At 52.0% G+C, this 19562-nt stretch carries 16 protein-coding genes; 1 reads left to right on the top strand and 15 read right to left on the bottom strand.

Annotated elements, in window-relative coordinates:
* Position 1: 1 nt before the first annotated feature.
* From H7F31_RS13195 to cysT, 9 genes are all read right to left on the bottom strand, one after another.
* Positions 2-907: a carbohydrate ABC transporter permease gene (locus H7F31_RS13195; protein WP_187104550.1), complete on the bottom strand. Its 906-nt coding sequence runs from the start codon at positions 905-907 to the stop codon at positions 2-4.
* Between the two features lie 86 nt (positions 908-993).
* Positions 994-2340, bottom strand: coding sequence for an ABC transporter substrate-binding protein (locus H7F31_RS13190; protein WP_187104549.1), 1347 nt, complete (start codon positions 2338-2340; stop codon positions 994-996).
* A 117-nt stretch (positions 2341-2457) separates the two neighbouring features.
* Entirely contained in the window at positions 2458-4227 is a 1770-nt protein-coding gene (locus H7F31_RS13185; protein ID WP_187104548.1) for a cache domain-containing sensor histidine kinase, read from the bottom strand.
* 105 nt (positions 4228-4332) lie between these two features.
* Positions 4333-5925, bottom strand: a complete 1593-nt coding sequence (locus H7F31_RS13180; protein ID WP_187104547.1) for a response regulator — start codon at positions 5923-5925, stop codon at positions 4333-4335.
* A gap of 261 nt (positions 5926-6186) precedes the next feature.
* The gene (locus tag H7F31_RS13175) at positions 6187-6663 is read right to left on the bottom strand and encodes a ferric iron uptake transcriptional regulator (RefSeq protein WP_187104546.1); all 477 of its coding nucleotides are present in this window, start codon (positions 6661-6663) and stop codon (positions 6187-6189) included.
* Positions 6664-7000: 337 nt separating this feature from the next.
* The gene (locus H7F31_RS13170; protein WP_187104545.1) at positions 7001-8053 is read right to left on the bottom strand and encodes a sulfate ABC transporter substrate-binding protein; all 1053 of its coding nucleotides are present in this window, start codon (positions 8051-8053) and stop codon (positions 7001-7003) included.
* A gap of 119 nt (positions 8054-8172) precedes the next feature.
* A complete protein-coding gene (locus tag H7F31_RS13165) occupies positions 8173-9237 on the bottom strand; it encodes a sulfate/molybdate ABC transporter ATP-binding protein (protein ID WP_087570822.1) in 1065 nt (354 codons plus the stop codon).
* 2 nt (positions 9238-9239) lie between these two features.
* Positions 9240-10037 (bottom strand): sulfate ABC transporter permease subunit, encoded by a 798-nt coding sequence (locus H7F31_RS13160; RefSeq protein WP_087570823.1) that lies wholly within the window; start codon positions 10035-10037, stop codon positions 9240-9242.
* Complete coding sequence (cysT, locus tag H7F31_RS13155) at positions 10034-10795, bottom strand: sulfate ABC transporter permease subunit CysT (RefSeq protein ID WP_397374688.1); 762 nt, start codon at positions 10793-10795, stop codon at positions 10034-10036. The genes H7F31_RS13160 and cysT overlap by 4 nt, the downstream gene beginning before the upstream one ends.
* An 865-nt stretch (positions 10796-11660) precedes the next feature.
* On the opposite strand from cysT, the gene H7F31_RS13150 reads away from it, so the two are divergent.
* Positions 11661-12869: an IS4 family transposase gene (locus H7F31_RS13150; RefSeq protein ID WP_187100809.1), complete on the top strand. Its 1209-nt coding sequence runs from the start codon at positions 11661-11663 to the stop codon at positions 12867-12869.
* 303 nt (positions 12870-13172) lie between these two features.
* Here the strand turns inward: H7F31_RS13150 and H7F31_RS13145 are convergent, their stop codons facing one another.
* From H7F31_RS13145 to purU, 6 genes are all read right to left on the bottom strand, one after another.
* The gene (locus H7F31_RS13145) at positions 13173-13808 is read right to left on the bottom strand and encodes a YigZ family protein (RefSeq protein WP_187104543.1); all 636 of its coding nucleotides are present in this window, start codon (positions 13806-13808) and stop codon (positions 13173-13175) included.
* A 25-nt stretch (positions 13809-13833) separates the two neighbouring features.
* Positions 13834-15183 (bottom strand): glucose-6-phosphate isomerase, encoded by a 1350-nt coding sequence (locus H7F31_RS13140; protein WP_187104542.1) that lies wholly within the window; start codon positions 15181-15183, stop codon positions 13834-13836.
* A 108-nt stretch (positions 15184-15291) separates the two neighbouring features.
* Positions 15292-15813 carry a DUF420 domain-containing protein gene (locus tag H7F31_RS13135; RefSeq protein WP_187104541.1) on the bottom strand — a complete coding sequence of 174 codons (522 nt, stop codon included), beginning with the start codon at positions 15811-15813 and terminating at the stop codon, positions 15292-15294.
* Between the two features lie 257 nt (positions 15814-16070).
* The gene (locus tag H7F31_RS13130; protein ID WP_087570828.1) at positions 16071-16388 is read right to left on the bottom strand and encodes a pyrimidine/purine nucleoside phosphorylase; all 318 of its coding nucleotides are present in this window, start codon (positions 16386-16388) and stop codon (positions 16071-16073) included.
* Between the two features lie 168 nt (positions 16389-16556).
* A complete protein-coding gene (tkt, locus tag H7F31_RS13125) occupies positions 16557-18572 on the bottom strand; it encodes a transketolase (RefSeq protein ID WP_187104540.1) in 2016 nt (671 codons plus the stop codon).
* Positions 18573-18650: 78 nt separating this feature from the next.
* On the bottom strand, positions 18651-19538 hold the full coding sequence (gene purU / locus H7F31_RS13120) for a formyltetrahydrofolate deformylase (protein WP_187104539.1): 888 nt from the start codon (positions 19536-19538) through the stop codon (positions 18651-18653).
* Between the last annotated feature and the right edge of the window lie 24 nt (positions 19539-19562).

Below are 19562 nucleotides of genomic sequence, written 5' to 3'. Positions count from 1 at the left end.
CTTACATCTCCACCTCCCGTTTGCGAAGCACTCGAATCTGGATAAGCGAAATAATAAGAATGAGAATAAACAATACGATTGCAAGCGCGGTGCCGAAACCTTGTCGTCCTTCGCCGAACGCAACCTTGTATATAATGTAAGTCAACGTTTCCGTGGCAAAGCCCGGCCCGCCGTTGGTCATAACCGCAATTTGATCGAACAGCTTCAGGGAGTTGATCATCGACAACATGACGCATACGGTCGTTGCCCCTGCCAGCAGAGGGAACGTAACATGCCGGAATTGCTTCCACTTGCCCGCTCCATCGATGCTTGCCGCCTCCAGAAGCTCTTGCGGAATGCCCTGCAGGCCCGCCAGATAAATAATCATGTAGTAGCCCGATGCTTTCCAAACCGTTGACAATATAATCGATAGCAGCGCAAAATCCGGGTTGCCGAGCCAGTCTGTCTTAATAGCGCTTAGGCCCGTCATATCCAGCAGTTGGTTTACAACGCCGAAATTGTAATTCAAAATAATCATCCAGATAAAACCCATAATAATACCGCTCATCAGTACCGGGAAATAAAAGATGCTGCGGAACAAATTGCGGAACCAGCGTACTTGATCCACAAGGATAGCCAGCACAAGGGCCACCGCATTTTCCAGCAGAACAAGCGAAACAGCAACGATAATCGTATTGGTCAGCGCGTTATGAACCCTCGGACTTTCCCATATTTCCTTAAAGTTGTCGAAGCCGATGTAACGAACGTTTTCGCTAATGCCGTCCCAGGACGTAAAACTAAGATAGATACTGTTGAATGTGGGGATCATGACAAACAAGGTATATAGTACAAACGCCGGCAATATAAACCATATCGCGTAGCTCTGCCACCATTTTTTCTTTTTTCTGATTACTGCCGTGGCATTCATAACGCTCTCCTCCTGCCTCTTCTGAAAGATAACCTCTGCCGCCCGGCAGAGGTTATCCCGCATGTTGATCGCCTAAGCTGTTGGCTTTATTGTTGGTTTGCTTTCACGTTGTTGTCGTATTCCGTATCGGATTGCTGCATATATTGCAGAACATCGGCGTCGTTTACGACGAGGTCTTGCAACAGCTTGTAGAACCAGTTGCGGAATTGCGGCGGAATTGCGTTCTCGCCGAACCACTGATTGATCATCATGGACTTCTCGACCGAAGAGTCCGCCATAAGCCGAAGCACTTCTTGCATATGCTCGTTCGTCTCGTAGGTTACTTCGGCAGCCGTCGTTGGAATTCCGTTGACGGTCGCCAGGTACGGGCTGTATTGCGCCGGATCAAAGAAAAATTTGATAAACGCCGAAATCGCTTCTACTTTGTCGGCATCCTTGGCCGCTTCTGCGGAAAGGGACCATCCGGCAAGGGTAGGCAAGCCGTTAACGATTACGGAGCCGTCTTTGCCCGGCAACGCATAGAAGCCGTATTCGAAGCTGGGATCAGCCTCCGTAATTTGCCCGAACATCCAGGGACCCGAATATAGCTGCGCAGCCTTGCCCGTTACGAGCATGGAAGCCGTCTGGTTGTCGCCCGTGCTCAGCCAGCCTTTGTCCACATATTTCGTGAACAGCTCCTTATAGTCGTTAATCGCTTGTACCATAGGGGCATCGGTAAAGCTCGCCGTCTTGGCTGTGCGTTTGGAGTTCCAATCCGGATCTTCTTTGTACACGTTGTTGATCAGGAAGTAATTGACCCAGAAGCCCATATGGAAAATATCTTTGCCGCCGGCTACAATTGGAGAAATTCCGCTGTCGAGCAGCTTATCCTGTATCGCGATAAACTCGTCGTATGTCTTCGGAAGCTCTGTAATTCCGGCATCGGCGTATGCTTTTTTACTGTAAATAATGCCGTTGGGCGCATTGCCTGTAAGCGGAGCGTTATATTTTTTGCCATCATATTCCGGCAGGAAGGTAAACAGGCTGTGCAGCCCTTCCGGCAGCTCGGCCAGCTTGCCCGCATCCGCAAAAACTTTCGTATCGCGCATTTCCACCAGGTCCGGGAATTCTCCGACCGCGTCTTTTGTTTTCAGCCAGTCCAGATAGGAGTCGCTTGTCGTTTCGCTGATGTTTTTAACCGTAATGTGCGGGTTAGCCGTCGTAAAAGCGTCAATCGTTGTTTCAATCGCTTGTTTCGTAGCCGGATCGCCCGTTGCGTACGCAACGGAAATCGTCACTGGCTTATTGCTTTCGGCAGCATCCGTTCCTGCCGGCGAAGCGCTTGGCGCACCGTTATTCGCACCGGAATTGTTGTTGTTCCCGCCGCAAGCGGTCAGTACTAACGAAGCAGCCGTAACAATGGAAAATAACTGAAATAATGTTTTTTTGGCCATCTTTCTGTAAGCCTCCCTTTATTGAGTACCAGGTTGTAAGGATGTTGTTTTCCTTGATCTAAGAGTATCATCCGCCAAAGTCGTTATGAATGAAGTTTTTTAAGCCGCATATGCGGCTTATTTAAGATGTTTGGGGAGGATCGGCAATAATAATTGCACCGAGGTTCCCACATGCTCCATACTGTTGATCGTTAAGCCGTAATCCTCTCCGCATATCGTTTTGATGCGGTCATGGACATTTTTCATGCCGATGTTTTTGCTTGGCGCCTTGGATTCCGCAAGCAACTGCTGAAGTTCCAGCAACCTGTCCTCTCCGATGCCCGCACCGTCGTCGTAGATCGTTACGACCAGCTTGCTGCCGGCAACCTCCAGCGATACAAGCACGCTGCCCTTCCCGCCCTTGGGGCGAATGCCATGCTGGATCGCGTTTTCCACGATGGGCTGCAGCGACAGCTTTAGAATGGGATAGTCTCTTCTCACCTCGTCGGCGATTTGCAGCCGGAGCTCGATTCGGTTTTCGTAACGAACGCGAATAATATAAAAATAGTCCTCCAGATGGTTCAATTCTTCCTGAACGGATACCCAATCCTCTCCGTAGTCGATCACGTATTTCAACTGATTGGACAATGACAAAATCATATCGGCGACTTCTTCGTCATCGTTGTAGACGGCATTCATCCGAATGACTTCCAGCGTATTGTACAAGTAATGGGGACGTATCTGGCTTTTCAACGCGCTGAGCTCGGCTTGCTTTTGCTTGATTTCCGCGACGTACGCATCATTGATAAATATTTTGAGCCGATCCACCATTCGATTAAAGCCAAAGGCCAGCCTGCCAAGCTCGTCCTTGCCGTATCTCTCGATGTGCGTGTCCAGATTCCCCATTTCTACCTTATTCATATGCAGCAGCACATTGCGAATAGGGGCCGCGAGCCGCTTGGAGAACCAGGTTCCCATTGCCAGCAGCACGATCGAACAGACGATAATGGCGATATAGACGGTCGATTGAGTGGATGTCAGTTGCTCGAACAGCCCATTTTTGGAAACCCGCATAAAAACCTGTCCGTTGAGATATGGAACCTCATCGCTAAACGTCAGATAACCGCTGTCTTCGGAACGATCCAATACGGAGATCGATTCTCCGTCTGCCGCTTCCTTGCTGCTGTAGTAGACTTGATTGTCGCTGTCGAGCACGTAGAGCTCATCATCTCCGGACAAGTTCGTTTCCTGCAGCAGACTATCCAGCACCCCCGCGTCTACGTCGATTAAAAGACTTCCTACTACTTTAGGGTCCGGAGTCAGCGTGCCGGAAATATCGATCAGGTTGCGCGCGAACGTTATCACCTTCTGATTCGGCGCGTTGTAATAATATTCGCCATGGGTCGGATAGATCGACAAGTAGTTGGGACGCTCCTCAAGCGGCTTCAGCCATTGATCGATGGGCAATTTATCCGCGAGAAGAGGTTTGCTTTGCTTCGTCTGGTAATAAATCTTTTGATCCAGCGCTCTTACGAAGTAGACGCTTCGAATATGCTTGTCGCTATATAACACTGTTCTTAAAAACGCGCCGATAGGAACGCTGTTGATTTGCTCGAACTCGTTTACGTTAGCCGTCTGGTCGACGGACAACGTAGGCGAATAACCCTCGTATCTGCCTGTGTACATTAGTCTCGTTATTTCGTCGTAATCCGAAAAAAAGTTGTTGATATTATAGCTCAAATATAAGGACATCTGCTTTAAATTGTTGATCGTAAACTGCTGAACATGACCGCTGAACGCCTGCAGCGAAAAGATGCTAAGCGCAATAAGCGGTATTAAGCCGACAAGCAAAAACGCAGCCGAAAATTTTACAAAAATACTGTTCCACCACTTCCGCAAGATCGCCAACGCCTCCCACTCCCCCGAATAATAAGCAAGAAAGCATGTCCCGCCATCAGCGCATGTTCCATATGCGCAAAGCGAAGCATGCTTTCATCGAACGTTCCTATCCTTTTATTGCCTGAATGCTTGTTTGTACTCTTGCGGCAGCTTGCCTGTCTGTTTCTTGAACATATCGCTGAAGTGGCGGGCGTTATTGTAACCCACCTGCTCCGCGATTTCGTAGATCATCATATCTGTATGCTTCAGCAGCTCCATTGCCTGCTTCATTCTCAGATCCGTAACGTATTGCTTGAAATTGCGTTTCATATGTTTCTTGAAAAAGCTGCTGAAGTAATACGGGTTCATAAACGCGATGCCAGCCACCGACTCCAAGGAAATATCTTCTCTATAATGCTCATCGATATAGGCTGCTATACGGGCTATTAACGTTTGTTCCTTGATCCCCGGCTTGTCGCCGATCCGATTGTACAGCTCCAGCAGCATATCGTATATCCCGTCGCATAAATCCTTGTAAGTGACATAGGTTTCCAGCCGGCCCTGCAAATGCTGGATGTCGAAGCCGAGGTCCGACATGGGCACATCCGCTTTCTTGACCTCTTGCACGATAAAGAGCATCGACGAAAAGCAAGTGGATACGGCAAGCTGCCGGTTGCCGATCGTCGCGCTTTCGATTAATCGCAGCAGCGTTTGCATCGAAGCTTTCGCACCGGACCAGTCTCCCACGGTCAGCGACTTGATTATGCCGGACTGGAGCGTAAACCATTCGTTTTCGCTGTCCTTGCGTTGCTCCAGCTTGCGGTACGGGATGACACGGTTCAGACCTTCGTAATAGGTCATCTCCAACGCCCTCTTTGCCTGATCGCCGGATTGCTTGAGCCCAAACAGGGTTTCTGCCGATTCGCCTACGCCGACGGAAACCTTGAGTTTCAAATAGTCCGCTATATTGCGGCGGATGGCATCGGCCAACCGAAGCGGCACATCCTCCGCGGCATGGTTAAGCACGAAAATATGGGCTCCGTTCTGAATGAAGGAGTATCCTTTCCCGTATAAGGCAAGACTTTCTTGCACAATGTTATGAATGGCGAACTCCACCAGCTTCTGCGTTTGCGCCGGCCAGCGCTCGCTGTCGTTGCCCGAAGGGTCGATGCCGAGAATACCGATCGTATATCGCGAATCATCCAGCTTCTCGAGCAAATACGGGTAACCCTCCGACTGCTCGGAAAACGTTCCTTCGGCAAGCTGGGCCAGCCATCCGCCCACTTCGTCGTCTCTGTTTTTGCGCTCCAGCAAGTTCAGCTTGTCCCGGATCCGCCCTTCCTCGTTCTCCTCCGAAATTTGGCCCAGCGTCTTCTTGATGACGGCCTCCAATTCCGTTTTTTTAACGGGCTTGACCAAATAATCGACCGCGCCGTAAGCGACGGCGTCTCTTGCATAAGCGAATTCCTGATACGCGCTGATAAATACAACTTTGATCGGCAGTTGGCGTCGCTTGATTTCTTTAATGATGTCAATGCCGCTGAAATAAGGCATATTAATGTCGCTGATGACCACATCGGGCTTATAGGTCTCGATGGCCTCGAACAGCTCTTTGCCGTCGTAAGCATAACCCGCAATTTCCATGCCGTGTTGATCCCATGGAATCAGCTTGGTGAGCCCTTTCAATATGATCGGTTCATCGTCGGCCAGCACTACGGATATTGCCATTCGGCGACACTCCTTCCTCGTTCAATCATCTATACAAGCTAGTATACCAAGCGGAATTCAAGATACTCCTTCGAACTAAGCTATCGATGGGATGCAAGGGTAGTTTAGCACAGGTAAACAGGGGCCGTATGGGCTTTTTTTAAGGGATTTCAGCACTTTTTTTAGAACTTTCTCACTCTCCGACCAACCGAACGCAAAAGAACCCGAAGGAAGTCTCTCGATCTTCCGTCAGGTTCCATATTTCCCTTGGTATAAGCGAGATCAAGAAACGGCTTTATTATTCCGTTTGCATTCCGTGTTCTTGCACTCGTGGTAATTACCAATAAAGTCCAGTCGATGATCCAGCACCTTGAAGCCGTATTCCCGCTCCAGCCGCTCCTCCAGATCCGTCAGCCAATCCTCCTTGATCTCATCCAAAGCGCCGCATCTCTGGCAGATAAGATGGTGATGCATATGCTCCTGGCCTTCGCCGCGAAGATCGTACCTCGCGACCCCGTCGCCGAAGTTCATCTTGGCGACAACCTGCAGGTCGGCTAGCAGCTCAAGCGTCCGGTAAACAGTCGCAAGACCGATCTCCGGGAATTTCTCCTTGACGAGCATGTACACGTCCTCCGCGCTCAAGTGATCCTGCTCGTTTTCAAGCAATACGCGCACGATGATCTCCCTCTGCGTGGTTAACTTGGAGCCATTCTCCATTAATGCTCGTTTAATTTTGTCGATCTCAGCCGAAACGTTCATTCCGCCCTGCTCCCTTCCAGCTCGTTATCTATTTAGAGGTTATTATGGGCTTCCCTTGTGTGTATGAGTAACCCTAACCTGGCAGTCCAATTATTTAGAATTATTCTAAACTAATGGTAGTCGATTTTCGCTAATAATGCAATCTCAAGTTGCGAACATTGTCGCCATATTCATCAATATGACATATATGGTCCGCGCGTCTATTTATTTTATAGCATTAACGTCTCCGACTCAAACAAAATGTTTGTAATGGGATACGTTGTTTCTGCTACACCAAAAAGCCGACCTCTCGGCCGGCTTTCTTCGAATCAAATTATAGAAGGCATCGATTGTTTCCTCAAATATCGGCTAACACCTGGTACCAGATGCCTCGTTTGGAATAAAGCTTGGAGCGCACCTCATCCCAGCCGCCCAGATAAGAGATATCGAACAATCCTTCCGGAACGACAAATTGTCCGCCCAGCTCCTGCTTGACGTTTTCCCGAGCCGGCCGGAAGCCGTGCTTCACGAACACGCGCTGCGATTCCTCGGCATGCAGAAAGGCGATAAACGCTTCCGCCACTTCTCTGGTGCCGTGTTTGTCGACGTTGCGGTCGACTACAGCCGCCGGATTCTGAATGAGAATGGTATCCTTCGGCACGACGATCTCGTACGGCACCCCTTGCTGGATACGCGCCTTGAGCTCATTCTCGTACGTTACGATGACGTCGCCCACGCCGTATTCGAAGGCGGCCATCGACGCCCGTCCGCTCTTGTCGAGCGATTCCACGTTGGCGTGTATGGATTTCAGGAATGACTTGGCATACGTCTCCGACTTTGCTCCTTCAATCTCTTCGGAGCGCTTCAAGCCTGCGCCGTAGATCGCGTTGATATCCCACTGCGCGCCGCCGGACGTCTTGGGGTTCGGATACAGCACCTTAACGCCATCCTTCGCGAGATCATCCCAGTCCCGAATGCCCAGCGGATTGCCTTCGCGCGTTCCCAAAACGACGATGGATTCCGTAATCATGCCGCCTTCGCTGCCGACGCGCCAATCATGACTGATGAAGCCGGCGTCTTCGATTTTGTCCAGATCACCCTCCATCGCCAGTACGGCGACATCGGCTTCGAAGCCGCCCGCGATAGCCCTTGCCTGGGTACCCGAAGCTTCATAGGACTCTTGGAAAACGAGGCTCTGGCCCGTTTCCTGCCGCCACTTCTCCTTGAAGGCCGGCAGCAGCTCCGCGAAAGCATCCTTCACGACGGAATACGCGCCGATAACCAGCGTCACGTCGCCTTGCGGAGAGCCCGGCTCAGCCTCTTGCTCCCCGCAGCCCGCCGTGGCCAGCAATGCCGAGGCAATCAGAAGAGATGCCAGAAGCTTTCTGTATATTGATGATTTGCGTTTCATCCATGCAACAACTCTTTCTCGTGAAAGTCGTTAGGTCGGCCATTAAAGGAAGTTCAAAAAATCCGTTTTCCATCATGAAGCATGCCAAGAAGCCTAACTTTTTGAACACCAACTTATAGCTAGATATGAATTGGCATCGGATCGACCTTTAGCGGATTCTCCATAATCCAGCTGTCGTCGTCGTTGAACATATAGGCGCGATGCACGAGTACCTGTACTTGCCCTCCCACTTGGAGCACCTCTCGTTCCAGGGATCGGTAGGTAATCAGCTTCGTATCGCCGATCGCAAGCTCTACCATCCATTCGCTTCCGCGAAAGTGCAACTGACGGACGGTTGCCGTCGTTGCCGCCGATGCGAGCTTGATCTCGCCCGGCTTGCCGTGCTCGATATATTCAGGACGAATGAGCGCTTTGGTGCCGGGTTGATCGGATAATGACTCGAATCCCTTTAAAATGGAGATATCCTCAACGATCGTGGACTCTCCGATAAAGCTCGCAACGAACGGCGTCTCCGGATTTTTGTAGATGTCCCAAGGGCTGCCCTTCTGCTCCAGACGTCCCTTGCTGATGATCATGATTTCGTCGGCTACCTCGATGGCTTCCTCTTGGTCATGCGTAACGAAGATCGATGTAATGCCGACGCGCTCGATCATTTCTTTTAGCCAAGTCCGCAGCTCCGTCCGGATTTTGGCGTCGATCGCCGCGAACGGTTCGTCAAGCAGCAGCAGTTGCGGCTCGGGCGCCAGCGCCCTCGCGAACGCGACCCTCTGACGCTGACCGCCTGACAACTGATGCGGGTAACGATGCTCGAAGCCCTTGAGCCCCGTAAGCTCGATGAGATACATTACGCGCTCGCGGATTTTCTCTTTGGAAAGCTTCTTGACCTTAAGCCCGAAAGCAACGTTATCGTATACCGTCATATGTTTAAACAGCGCGTAGTTCTGAAAGACAAAGCCGATGCCCCGCTCTTGCGGAGGCAGATCGTTAACGCGTTGGCCATGGAACACAATATCGCCGCTGGTCGGCGTCTCGAGTCCCGCCAGCATGCGCAAAATGGACGTTTTGCCGCCGCCGCTCGGTCCCAAGAGCCCAATCAGCTTGCCCTTCTCGATGTCGAAGCTGACGTCTTTGACGGCGTTGAAATCGCCGAAGCTTTTGTTTAAGCCGCGAACCTCAATATGCATGGCTAATGCACTTCCCTTCTTTTCTTCGACCATTCCATCAGCAGCAGCAATCCGACGGATACCGCGGCAAGCACCAGCGCGATGCCGTTCGCTGCCACAACGTTAAAGTTTTCGACGTCCTGGTAGACCAGGGTCGTTGCTGTCTGCGTTTTGTTCATAATGTTGCCCGAGACGACCAGCACCGCTCCGAATTCGCCCATGGAGCGCGCCACCGTTAATACGACGCCATATATGACGCCCCAGCGGATGGACGGCCAGGTAACCTTCCAGAAGGTGTACCAGGAGTACGCCCCCAAGGTAGAAGCCGCCTCTTCCTGCTGAGCTCCGATTTCCTGCAGCACCGGCATGACCTCGCGGACCATAATCGGAAATGTGACAAACAGCGTCGCCAGAATCATGCCCGGCAGCGCGTAGACGATATTGACGCCCATGTCGGCGAACAATGCTCCAATGACGGTGCTTGGTCCCAGTATTAGGACGATCATGAGACCGCCGATTACGGGCGATACCGCAAACGGAAGATCTACGATGCTATTAAGCAGTCGCTTAAGCCGCGGCCCCAGCCATTGTGCTCTTACAAGGTACAACGCAAGCATGACGCCGAACAGCGTGTTGATGATCGTAACGAGAACGACGATAATACCCGTCATCATCAATGCATGGATGGATTGCGGGCGCGACAGCGCATCCCAGAAGCCATCAATTCCTTCCTCCCATGCACCCGTAAAAATTTTAACCAGCGGCACGATCAGCAAAAGCGTAAATATGACATAAGTCAGGATGATCCACAGTCTTCTCACGGCGTCGACCTCCTTGCTTGCAGCTGGTTCACAAGCCACAAAATCAGGAAGGACAACGTCAATAACATAACGGATACGGCTGCAGCGCCTTGCGGGTTATTGCTCTCAATCTCTCCGAATATAAAGACGGACGCTACAAGCGTCTTGCCGGGAATATTGCCCGCAACCAGCACGACGGCCCCGAATTCCGCCAGCCCTCGGGAGAAGGCAAGCATTGCGCCGCTCAAAATACCGGGCAGCATCGTCGGGAAAATGACGCTAAAGAACGTCTTCGCCTTGGAGGCGCCAAGCGTGTAAGCCGCTTCTTCCTCGGAACGGTCCAGCTCCTCCAGCAGCGGCTGAATGGCCCGAATGACAAAGGGGAACGTCACGAACAGCATCGCGATGACGATAGCCGGCTCGTGGAACACGATCTCGATTCCAATCTTTCCGGCCAGCATGCCAACCAGGCTGTTAGGCCCCAGCAACAGAAGGATAAGTAGACCTCCTACCGCGGTAGGCAGTGCAAAAGGCAGATCGACGAGACTGTTCAGTATGCTCCGGCCCGGGAAGCGGTAACGGATCAGCACCCAGCCTATCATCGTACCGATCAACATATTGAGCACTGTGGCAATCAGAGCCAGCTTGAGGGTCAACAGTACGGCCTTCCAGGCCAGCGGATCCGAGACGCTTTCCCAAAATGGCGTCCAGCCGAGCGAGAAGGATTGGGTATATATCCCGACAATCGGCAGTACAATAAGACATAAAAAGTAGATCATGATGGCGCTTCTGAATCCGAAGCTCCAGGCTTTCCCCCGGAATATTTCGTTCACTGTGACATAACCCTCCAAACCATCGGCTCGAGCCGCAGGTGTGTTAACCATTTCATAATTGCATAATTCCTATTAGCTTACTAGGTATTTTAAATTTAGCATCCACCGCTAAAGGAAGTCAATGGTTAATTACGAAAAACTGATCGGATTAATAGCCTATTCTTATATATAAGTACGGCGCCTCATCCGTAGACCCGATAACTCGAACAATTACTCTCGCGGGCGGCGGCGGACAGGGCCGAGTGAAACGACTCCACTTAAACGCTCGGGAAGCAGTTAGCTGGCGAATTTAAGTCGGCGTGAGCGACTTACTCATTCGAAAAGCGGTCGCTCGGACGATTTAGGTCGGCGTGAGCGACTTACTCATTCGAAAAGCGAGCGCTTGGACGATTAGGTCGGCGTGAGCGACTTACTCATTCGAAAAGCGAGCGCTTGGCGGATTTAAGTCGGCGTGAGCGACTTACACATTCGAAAAGCGAGAGCTTGGACGATTTAGGTCGGCGTGAGCGACTTACACATTCGAATAGCGGGCGCTTGGACGATTTAGGTCGGCGTGAGCGACTTACACATTCGAAAAGCGAGAGCTTGGACGATTTAGGTCGGCGTGAGCGACTTACACATTCGAAAAGCGGACGCTTAACGGGGTTAAGTCGGATTAAACCATTAACGTTGCAGTAAACCTCACATGATTCAAACAGAAGTTACTATATTTGTAATTACCTACACGTTTTTCATGGACAAAACAGAAAAAGGCTCCTACATTTAGAGACGTAGCACGTTGTCCACGACCTCTAAACAAGGAGTCCAAACCATGGATAACGTAACCCAAAACACTGTCGTTCGTCAACTACTTTCTTTACTGCCTTTGGATGTACAGGATCGTCTACTCTACGCCGATCGCTATGCGAAGAAGCTTACGATTAGCAAAAGCATCTTGGTGTTCGTTCTTGCTCAGTTCAATAATTGGCAGAGTTATGTCGAGATGGAAGAACAAATCTACGCGCACTCCGAATTACGATCCGTTCTCGATCTACCCTGCATTAGCGCTGCACAACTTTCGCGTAAATTGGCCCAGATTCCAACGGAAATGCTGCATGAACTCTTCCTCCATGGCTTGGTTCATATCCAGAAGCTGACGGCAAATCTGAAGGGCATTTCACCTAGCATTGGGCGCCTAGCTCTTATTGACTCATCCAAGGTGAAATTGCCGCTTGTGCTTGGAGACTGGGCCAGAGTTTCGTCTACGTCCAGCGGTGTCAAACTGCACGTACGTCTCTTGACTGCTTCGCCTGATGTCGTTTATCCCGATGCCGTGATCCCATCGACGTTAAACGTCGGAGATCGAGCGGCTACCGTTGAGCTTGTGACCGAGTCCACCGTGACCTATGTCATGGACCGTGGCTACGATAACTACAAAAACATGGATAACTGGATCCGGCGAGGCATTCGTTTCGTCATGCGTATGCGGGATCGTGCCCTGACCACCGTTGTAGAAGAAAGGCAAGTAACGCCAGATGGCTCCATCACCCGAGATGCGATCGTTAGCGTAGGCGGCGATTTCCGCTCCATGAAAGAACGCATTCGACTCGTGGAGTTTTATGATGAGCAGGGGCGTTTCTACCGTCTGCTAACCTCGCGACTAGACATCACGGCCGAAGAAGTCGCTCATATCTACAAATGCAGATGGTTAATCGAGCTTTTTTTCAAATGGATCAAACAACATCTAAGGCTGAAGAAACTGCATAGCTACAAACCACAAGCGATTTGGAACCAGATTTACCTCACGCTGATCACTTTTATGCTTGCACAGTACATGCAGTTACACTTAGAAACGAAGAAAAGCGTTTGGCGCGTCCTCGAGTTGTTCCGTATTCATATGTTTCATCCTTGGATCCAGTTCCTAAACGCTCTATTCCGAGCGCCTACACGAACATCCACAGGAAAGAAAAGGGGTTCATCAAGAGAAGTACCCCCGTTGCGAACGGAATTAGGCATGTTCAAGAAAAGTAAAGTGACATAGAAAAAAGTAATTAACACAATTATTGGGAGAATGTGACTACAACTAGGTAGGGATTGCGTTTTTGGCTCACTCTCTCAAAAAGAGGCTGTAAAATAATTGATCTACTATGAGAAACATCCAATCGCACTGTTGATGTAACGTTTGTTGCAACCCTCATGGGATTAAACGACTTAAACGTTCGAAACGCTGTCAGTTGGCGGGTTTAAGTCGGCGTGAGCGACTTGCACATTCGGAAAGCGGACGATTTACTTACTGGCGCCTAAAAACGCCGAAAAGCCGGCGCTCGACGCGCCGGCTTCAAGTCTATTCGCCTTCAATATAATAACGGCTCTCGCCTTCCGTGATCACCGACTGGCCTTGCGTCAAATCCGTCATCCACGCGATGAACGCGTCCTTCGCAGGCTCCTCCGGCAGACAGAGCACCGTCACGCGGTCGGTGAACTCCGTACCGCCCACTCGCGTACCGCGGCCGTGCAGCTCGTTCTCCAGCTTGCCGTACCACGTGTAGTCCACGTCAACGAACACCTCGCGATGTAGCACCAGTTGGATCTCCTCAGCAGCCTCGATACCCGCTACCGCACCGTCCGTATAAGCCCGCACGAGTCCGCCAGCGCCCAGCATAATGCCGCCAAAATAGCGGGTGACCACTACAACGACGTTTTTAAGGCCTTTGTTTTTGATCACCTCGAGAATTGGTTTGCCTGCCGTGCCGCTGGGCTCTCCGTCATCGGACGCCTTCTGGTGCTGATCGCGCTCTCCGACCACATAGGCGGAGCAATTGTGCGTAGCCTGACGATGCAGCCGCTTGATCTCATCGATGAAAGCGACGGCGTCCTCTTCGGTTTCCACAGGTTTCGCGTAGCCGATGAACCGCGATTTTTTGATGACGATTTCTTTGCTGGCTTCTTGCCTGACCGTTTTATAGCTGGTTAAGTTCATTTGTTTCGCCTCCCGTCCCCGGGAACTACAGACGCGCTTCCAGCTCGGCTTTTTCCTTCTCGAAGCCCGGTTTGCCGAGCAGCGCGAACATGTTGCGTTTGTAGGCTTCAACGCCCGGCTGATCAAACGGATTCACGCCCAGCAAGTAACCGCTGATGCCGCAAGCCTTCTCGAAGAAATACACCAGGTAGCCGAACGTGTACGGCGTCATGTCCGCGATGTTCACGATCAGGTTCGGCACTTGGCCGTCCGTATGCGCAAGAAGCGTACCTTCGAATGCCTTTTTGTTGACGAAGTCCATCGTTTTGCCCGTCAGGAAATTAAGTCCGTCGAGGTTATCGTCGTCATGGCCGATCGTGATGTGCTCCGCAACTTCCTTCACTTGAATAACCGTCTCGAAGATGTTCCGGTTGCCTTCTTGGATAAATTGGCCCATGGAGTGCAGATCGGTCGAGAAGTCGACGGATGCCGGGTAGATGCCTTTGTAATCCTTGCCTTCGCTCTCGCCGAACAGCTGCTTCCACCATTCCGAAACGAAGTGCAGGTTAGGCTCATAGTTGACGAGAATTTCCGTCACTTTACCCTTGCGGTACAGAGCGTTGCGGGCAGCCGCGTACTGATACGCTTCGTTCTCCGCCAGGTTCGGGTTACCGTATTTCTTGGACGCGTCGGCCGCGCCTAGCATCATGGCGTCGATGTCGATGCCGGCCACCGCGATCGGCAGCAAGCCTACCGCTGTCAAGACGGAATAACGGCCGCCCACGTCGTCCGGAATGACGAACGACTCGTAGCCTTCTTCGTTCGATAGCTTCTTGAGGGCGCCCTTCTCCCGGTCCGTCGTCGCATAGATGCGTTTGCGAGCTTCTTCCTTGCCGTATTTTTTCTCCAGCTCCGCACGGAAGAAACGGAAAGCAATTGCCGGTTCCGTCGTCGTGCCGGACTTCGAGATAACGTTGATGGACCAGTCTCTGCCTTCCAGCAGCCCCAGCAGATGAGTCACGTAAGTCGAGCTGATGTTGTTGCCCGCAAACAACACTTGAGGGGTCTTGCGCTGTTCCTTCGACTGGATGTTGTAGAACGAATTCGACAGCATCTCGATCGCGGCGCGCGCGCCCAGATAAGAACCGCCAATGCCGATGACGATCAGCACTTCGGAATCGGATTGGATTTTGGAAGCGGCCTCTTTGATTCTAGCGAACTCTTCCTTATCGTAATTCGTTGGCAGATCGATCCAGCCCAGATAGTCCGAGCCGGCTCCCGTGCCGTTATGTAATTGGCCATGTGCCGCTTTGACCTGCTCTGTCAGGTTGTCGATCTCGTGTTGACCGATAAAAGCCAGTGCCTTGCTATAATCGAATTGAACGGTTTTGCTCATGTTTGCTAATTCCTCCTCTATGTAACTATTCCTTTAGAATATCGGATTAAAGCCCCGAATACAAGCATAACCCCCTGTTTGGAGGGGGCCTGCCATTCGCTTCTCAACTTAATAGTAGGGAGAAATCATGAGGTATACGACGACGCCAGTGAAGCTGACATAAAGCCAGATCGGCATCGTCCATTTCGCGATTCTGCGGTGCTTCTCCACTTGGTTCGTTATGCCGCGAACGGCCGACATCAGCGCAAGTGGCACAACGACTACCGCAAGCACGATATGAGTAAGCAGCACGAAGAAATAAATCCCCCGAAGTATGCCTTCGCCGCCGTATTTGGTCGACTCCGTCAAGTAGTGATAGGTTACGTAAGAGACGAGGAACAGCGTTGTGGACAAGAAGGCCAGACCGATAAACGCCCTGTGCATTTTAATATTTTTGCGCTTGACGGCTACCAGCGCTACGACCAGTGTCAGAAACGTGAAGCAGTTGAAAATCGCGTTCAGCAGCGGCAGCATTTTAACGTCGAATCCGACTTCGCCGTCGTAGGCCGGCAAAAAGAACAGGATCGCGACCAACGCCACGATGACGACCGTTAATACCGTCACCAGCGGCGTGTAATTTCTTTCTTTCATGGATTGAAATCCCCCTATTGCAAGTTGGTAGTGATTGTTTTAACTTTAGCCCATTTTCATAAGGGAATACAATGTCGGAGTATTGACGTTTATGTGAATTTGCGGCGCCACAATTAGAGGGGCTTGTTTGTGCCCGGATGAACGGGCCATTGTAGCTGAAATTTCATACACAAGCGGACTGGCTTGTTCGGTGGCGTTGCTCCGACAACGCGAAAGGCCGCATCGCTATAACGATGCGGCCTCATCGGCTGACGCGATTACTCGTAAATGTACGAACAGCAGTAGTCCGTCACTTCGGCAACCTGAAGCTTGAACTTCGTGTTGGCGGGAACCTTGAATTCGCCCTCGCCTTGGATATGGATCCATTCCGTCTCGCCTGGCAGGAGCACCTTAAGATCGCCGCCCAGAATTTCCATAATTTCAAGACAGTCCGTGCCGAATTCATAGTCGCCGGGCAGCATGACGCCAAGCGTCTTCTTTGTGCCGTCTGCGAATACAACCGCGCGGCTTGTTACTTTGCCGTCGAAATAGACGTTTGCTTTTTTGATTACGGTTACGTTCTCGAATTGCGACATGATTGATCCAATCTCCTTTAGTCCTTAGCAGGCGTAGTATTTAAATAATGGCAAGGCGAAGCGGCCGACGCCGTTCTCCTCAGAGGCAGCGCGTTTCATACAATCCAAGTAGGCCGGGGAGGAAATCGTTCCAACGAACGAAGCCCTTCCCAGCCTCTCATATGGCTATTACAGTAATGCTTTTACCTTGCTTACAACATTCTCGACCGTGAAGCCGTATTCCTTGATCACGCGGTCGCCGGGAGCAGATGCGCCGAAGCGGTCGATGCCCAGAATGTCGCCTTGATCGCCTGTGTAACGCTCCCAGCCGAACGGATGCGCCATCTCGATCGCGAGACGAGCTTTCACGCCTGGCAGAATAACGGAGTCTTTGTAAGCCTTAGGCTGGCGCTCGAACAGATCCATGCTCGGCATGCTGATGACCCGAACCTGGATGCCTTCTTCCGCCAGCGCTTTCTGAGCGGCTACCGCCAGCTGCACCTCGGAGCCCGTTGCAATCAGCTGCGCTTGCGGCTCGCCGGCAGCGTCGGAGACTACGTAAGCGCCTTTGCTCAAGTTCTCGCGGGCGCCCGTTACGGTGCCTTCGAGAATCGGCAGGTTCTGGCGAGTCAGCACAAGCGCGATCGGATTGCCCTTGTTCTCTGCCGCGTAAGCCCATGCGGCGGAAGTCTCGTTGCCGTCTGCAGGACGGATGACCGTCAAGCCCGGGATAATGCGGATGGAAGCCAGTTGCTCGATCGGCTCATGCGTTGGACCGTCTTCGCCTACCGCGATGGAATCATGCGTCAAGACGTAGACGACAGGCAGATTCATCAGCGCGGCCAGACGGATTGCCGGACGCAGATAATCCGTAAAGACGAAGAACGTGCCGCCGAAAACTTTGATGCCCGTATGCAGCGCGATTCCGTTCATCGCCGCCGCCATGCCGAATTCGCGAACGCCGAAGTAGATGTTGCGTCCGTCGTAGCTGCCCGGTTTGAATTGCGTCAGGCCCTTCAGGTGGGTCATCGTGGAGCTTTCCAGGTCGGCGGAGCCGCCGGCCAGGTTCGGCACGCGATTCGCTAGACCGTTCAGGGCGTTGCCGGAAGCAACGCGCGTCGACAAAGGCTTGTCCTCGGTCGTGTACGCTGGAAGCTCCGCGTCCCAGCCCTCGGGCAGGTCGCCAGCCGTTGCCAGCTCGAATTGATTGGCAAGCTCCGGATGGGCGTCCTTGTAAGCTGCGAACAGCTCATTCCAAGCCGCGTTGGCTTGTTCTCCTTTGGCTTTTGCCTCTGCGAAATGCGCGCGCACTTCGTCCGGCACGTGAAACTGATGGTTCTCATCCCAGCCGTATACTTGCTTCGTGAGCTTCGTCTCGTCTGCGCCAAGCGGCGATCCGTGAGGACCGGCATGACCGCCTTTGCCGCCTTTGTTCGGGCTGCCGAAGCCGATGACCGTTTTCACTTCAATCAAAGTTGGTTTGGAGGCGTCCGCTTTGGCTTCCTCGATCGCTTTCGTCAGCGCGCCGAGATCGTTGCCGTCGGAAACGCGAAGCACTTGCCAGCCATAACCCTCGAAACGTTTTTGTACCGTCTCGGAGTAAGACAGGCTTAGCTCGCCGTCCAGGGAAATATCGTTGGAATCGTACAGCACGACCAGCTTGCCCAGCTGCAGGTGACCGGCCAGGGAAGCTGCTTCATGCGAGATGCCCTCCATGAGGTCGCCGTCGCCGCAGATGGAATACGTATAGTGATCGATGACGTTGAAACCTTCTTTATTGTAAACGGCTCCCAGATGAGCTTCTGCCATTGCCATGCCTACCGCCATCGCGATGCCTTGGCCAAGCGGACCCGTTGTCGCGTCTACGCCAGCCGTATGGCCGAACTCAGGGTGACCCGGCGTTAACGAGCCCCACTGGCGGAAGTTCTGCAGTTCTTCCAGCGGAAGCGCATAACCCGACAGATGAAGCAAGCTGTACAGCAGCATGGAACCGTGGCCTGCGGATAATACGAAGCGATCGCGGTTGACCCACTCCGGATTCGAAGGGTTATGGACCATGTCCTTGGCGAATAATTGGTAACCCATCGGAGCCGCGCCCATAGGCATGCCTGGATGACCGGATTTTGCTTTTTCGATGGCGTCGATCGCCAGCGTACGGATCGTGTCGATCGACAGCTGATCGATAGATTTTTGCGTGACAGACATTTGTGTTCCTCCTAATTTGTCATTCTCTGTACCTATCCAAAGCCAGGTTAAAAGCTTTGAATATTGTATCACCCGGCATTAATTGAATACAACCGTCTTGTTCCCGTGTACGATAACCCTGTCCTCGATATGCCACTTCACGGCGCGCGCAAGCACGACGCGTTCGATCGTCCGGCCGATTCGCTTTAAATCCTCGACGTTATCGCGATGCGTGACGCGCTGAACATCCTGCTCGATGATAGGACCGCCATCCAGCTCTTCCGTAACGTAATGCCCCGTTGCTCCGATGATTTTGACGCCCCGGTTGTAGGCTTGCGCATACGGCTTGCCCCCTACGAAAGCAGGAAGGAACGAGTGATGGATATTTATGATGCGGTTCGGGAACTGCTCGATAAACTTCGGCGAAATAATCTGCATATAGCGGGCAAGCACGATAATGTCCGCTTTGTCCGCGACGATCTCCATCTGCTTGCGCTCCGCTTCCGCCTTCGTCTCCGCGGTAACCGGGACATGATGGTACGGGATGCCGAACGATTCCACAAGCTCCCGCAAATCGGGATGGTTGCTGATAACCATGGCGATCTCGGCATCCAGCTCTCCTGCGCGCCACTGCCACAGCAGCTCCATCAAACAATGATCTTCCTTGGATACAAAGACCGCCATCCTTTTCTTGCGACTGGCCCGGAACGTGTGCCACTTCATCTGGAAGCGGTCGGCGACCCGCGCGAAATCTTCAACTAGAACTGGAAGCTCCCGGTCCATGTCGTTTAAGTCGAATTCGAAACGGATAAAGAACATGCCGCCTTCGGGGTCCATCGTATATTGGTCCGAGGAGACGATATTCGCGCCATGCTCATAGAGAAAATGAGACACCGCCGCGACGATGCCCGGACGGTCCGGACAGGAGATCAGCATCCGGGCTCGTCCTGCTTGTCCTTTCGATAGTTTGGTTACTTGAGATGACATCGGATAAATCTTCCTTTTCTACAA

The organism is Paenibacillus sp. PAMC21692 (genome assembly GCF_014303795.1).
GTDB classification, from domain to species: domain Bacteria; phylum Bacillota; class Bacilli; order Paenibacillales; family Paenibacillaceae; genus Pristimantibacillus; species Pristimantibacillus agaridevorans.
This window is presented reverse-complemented; position numbering and strand designations above follow the sequence as displayed.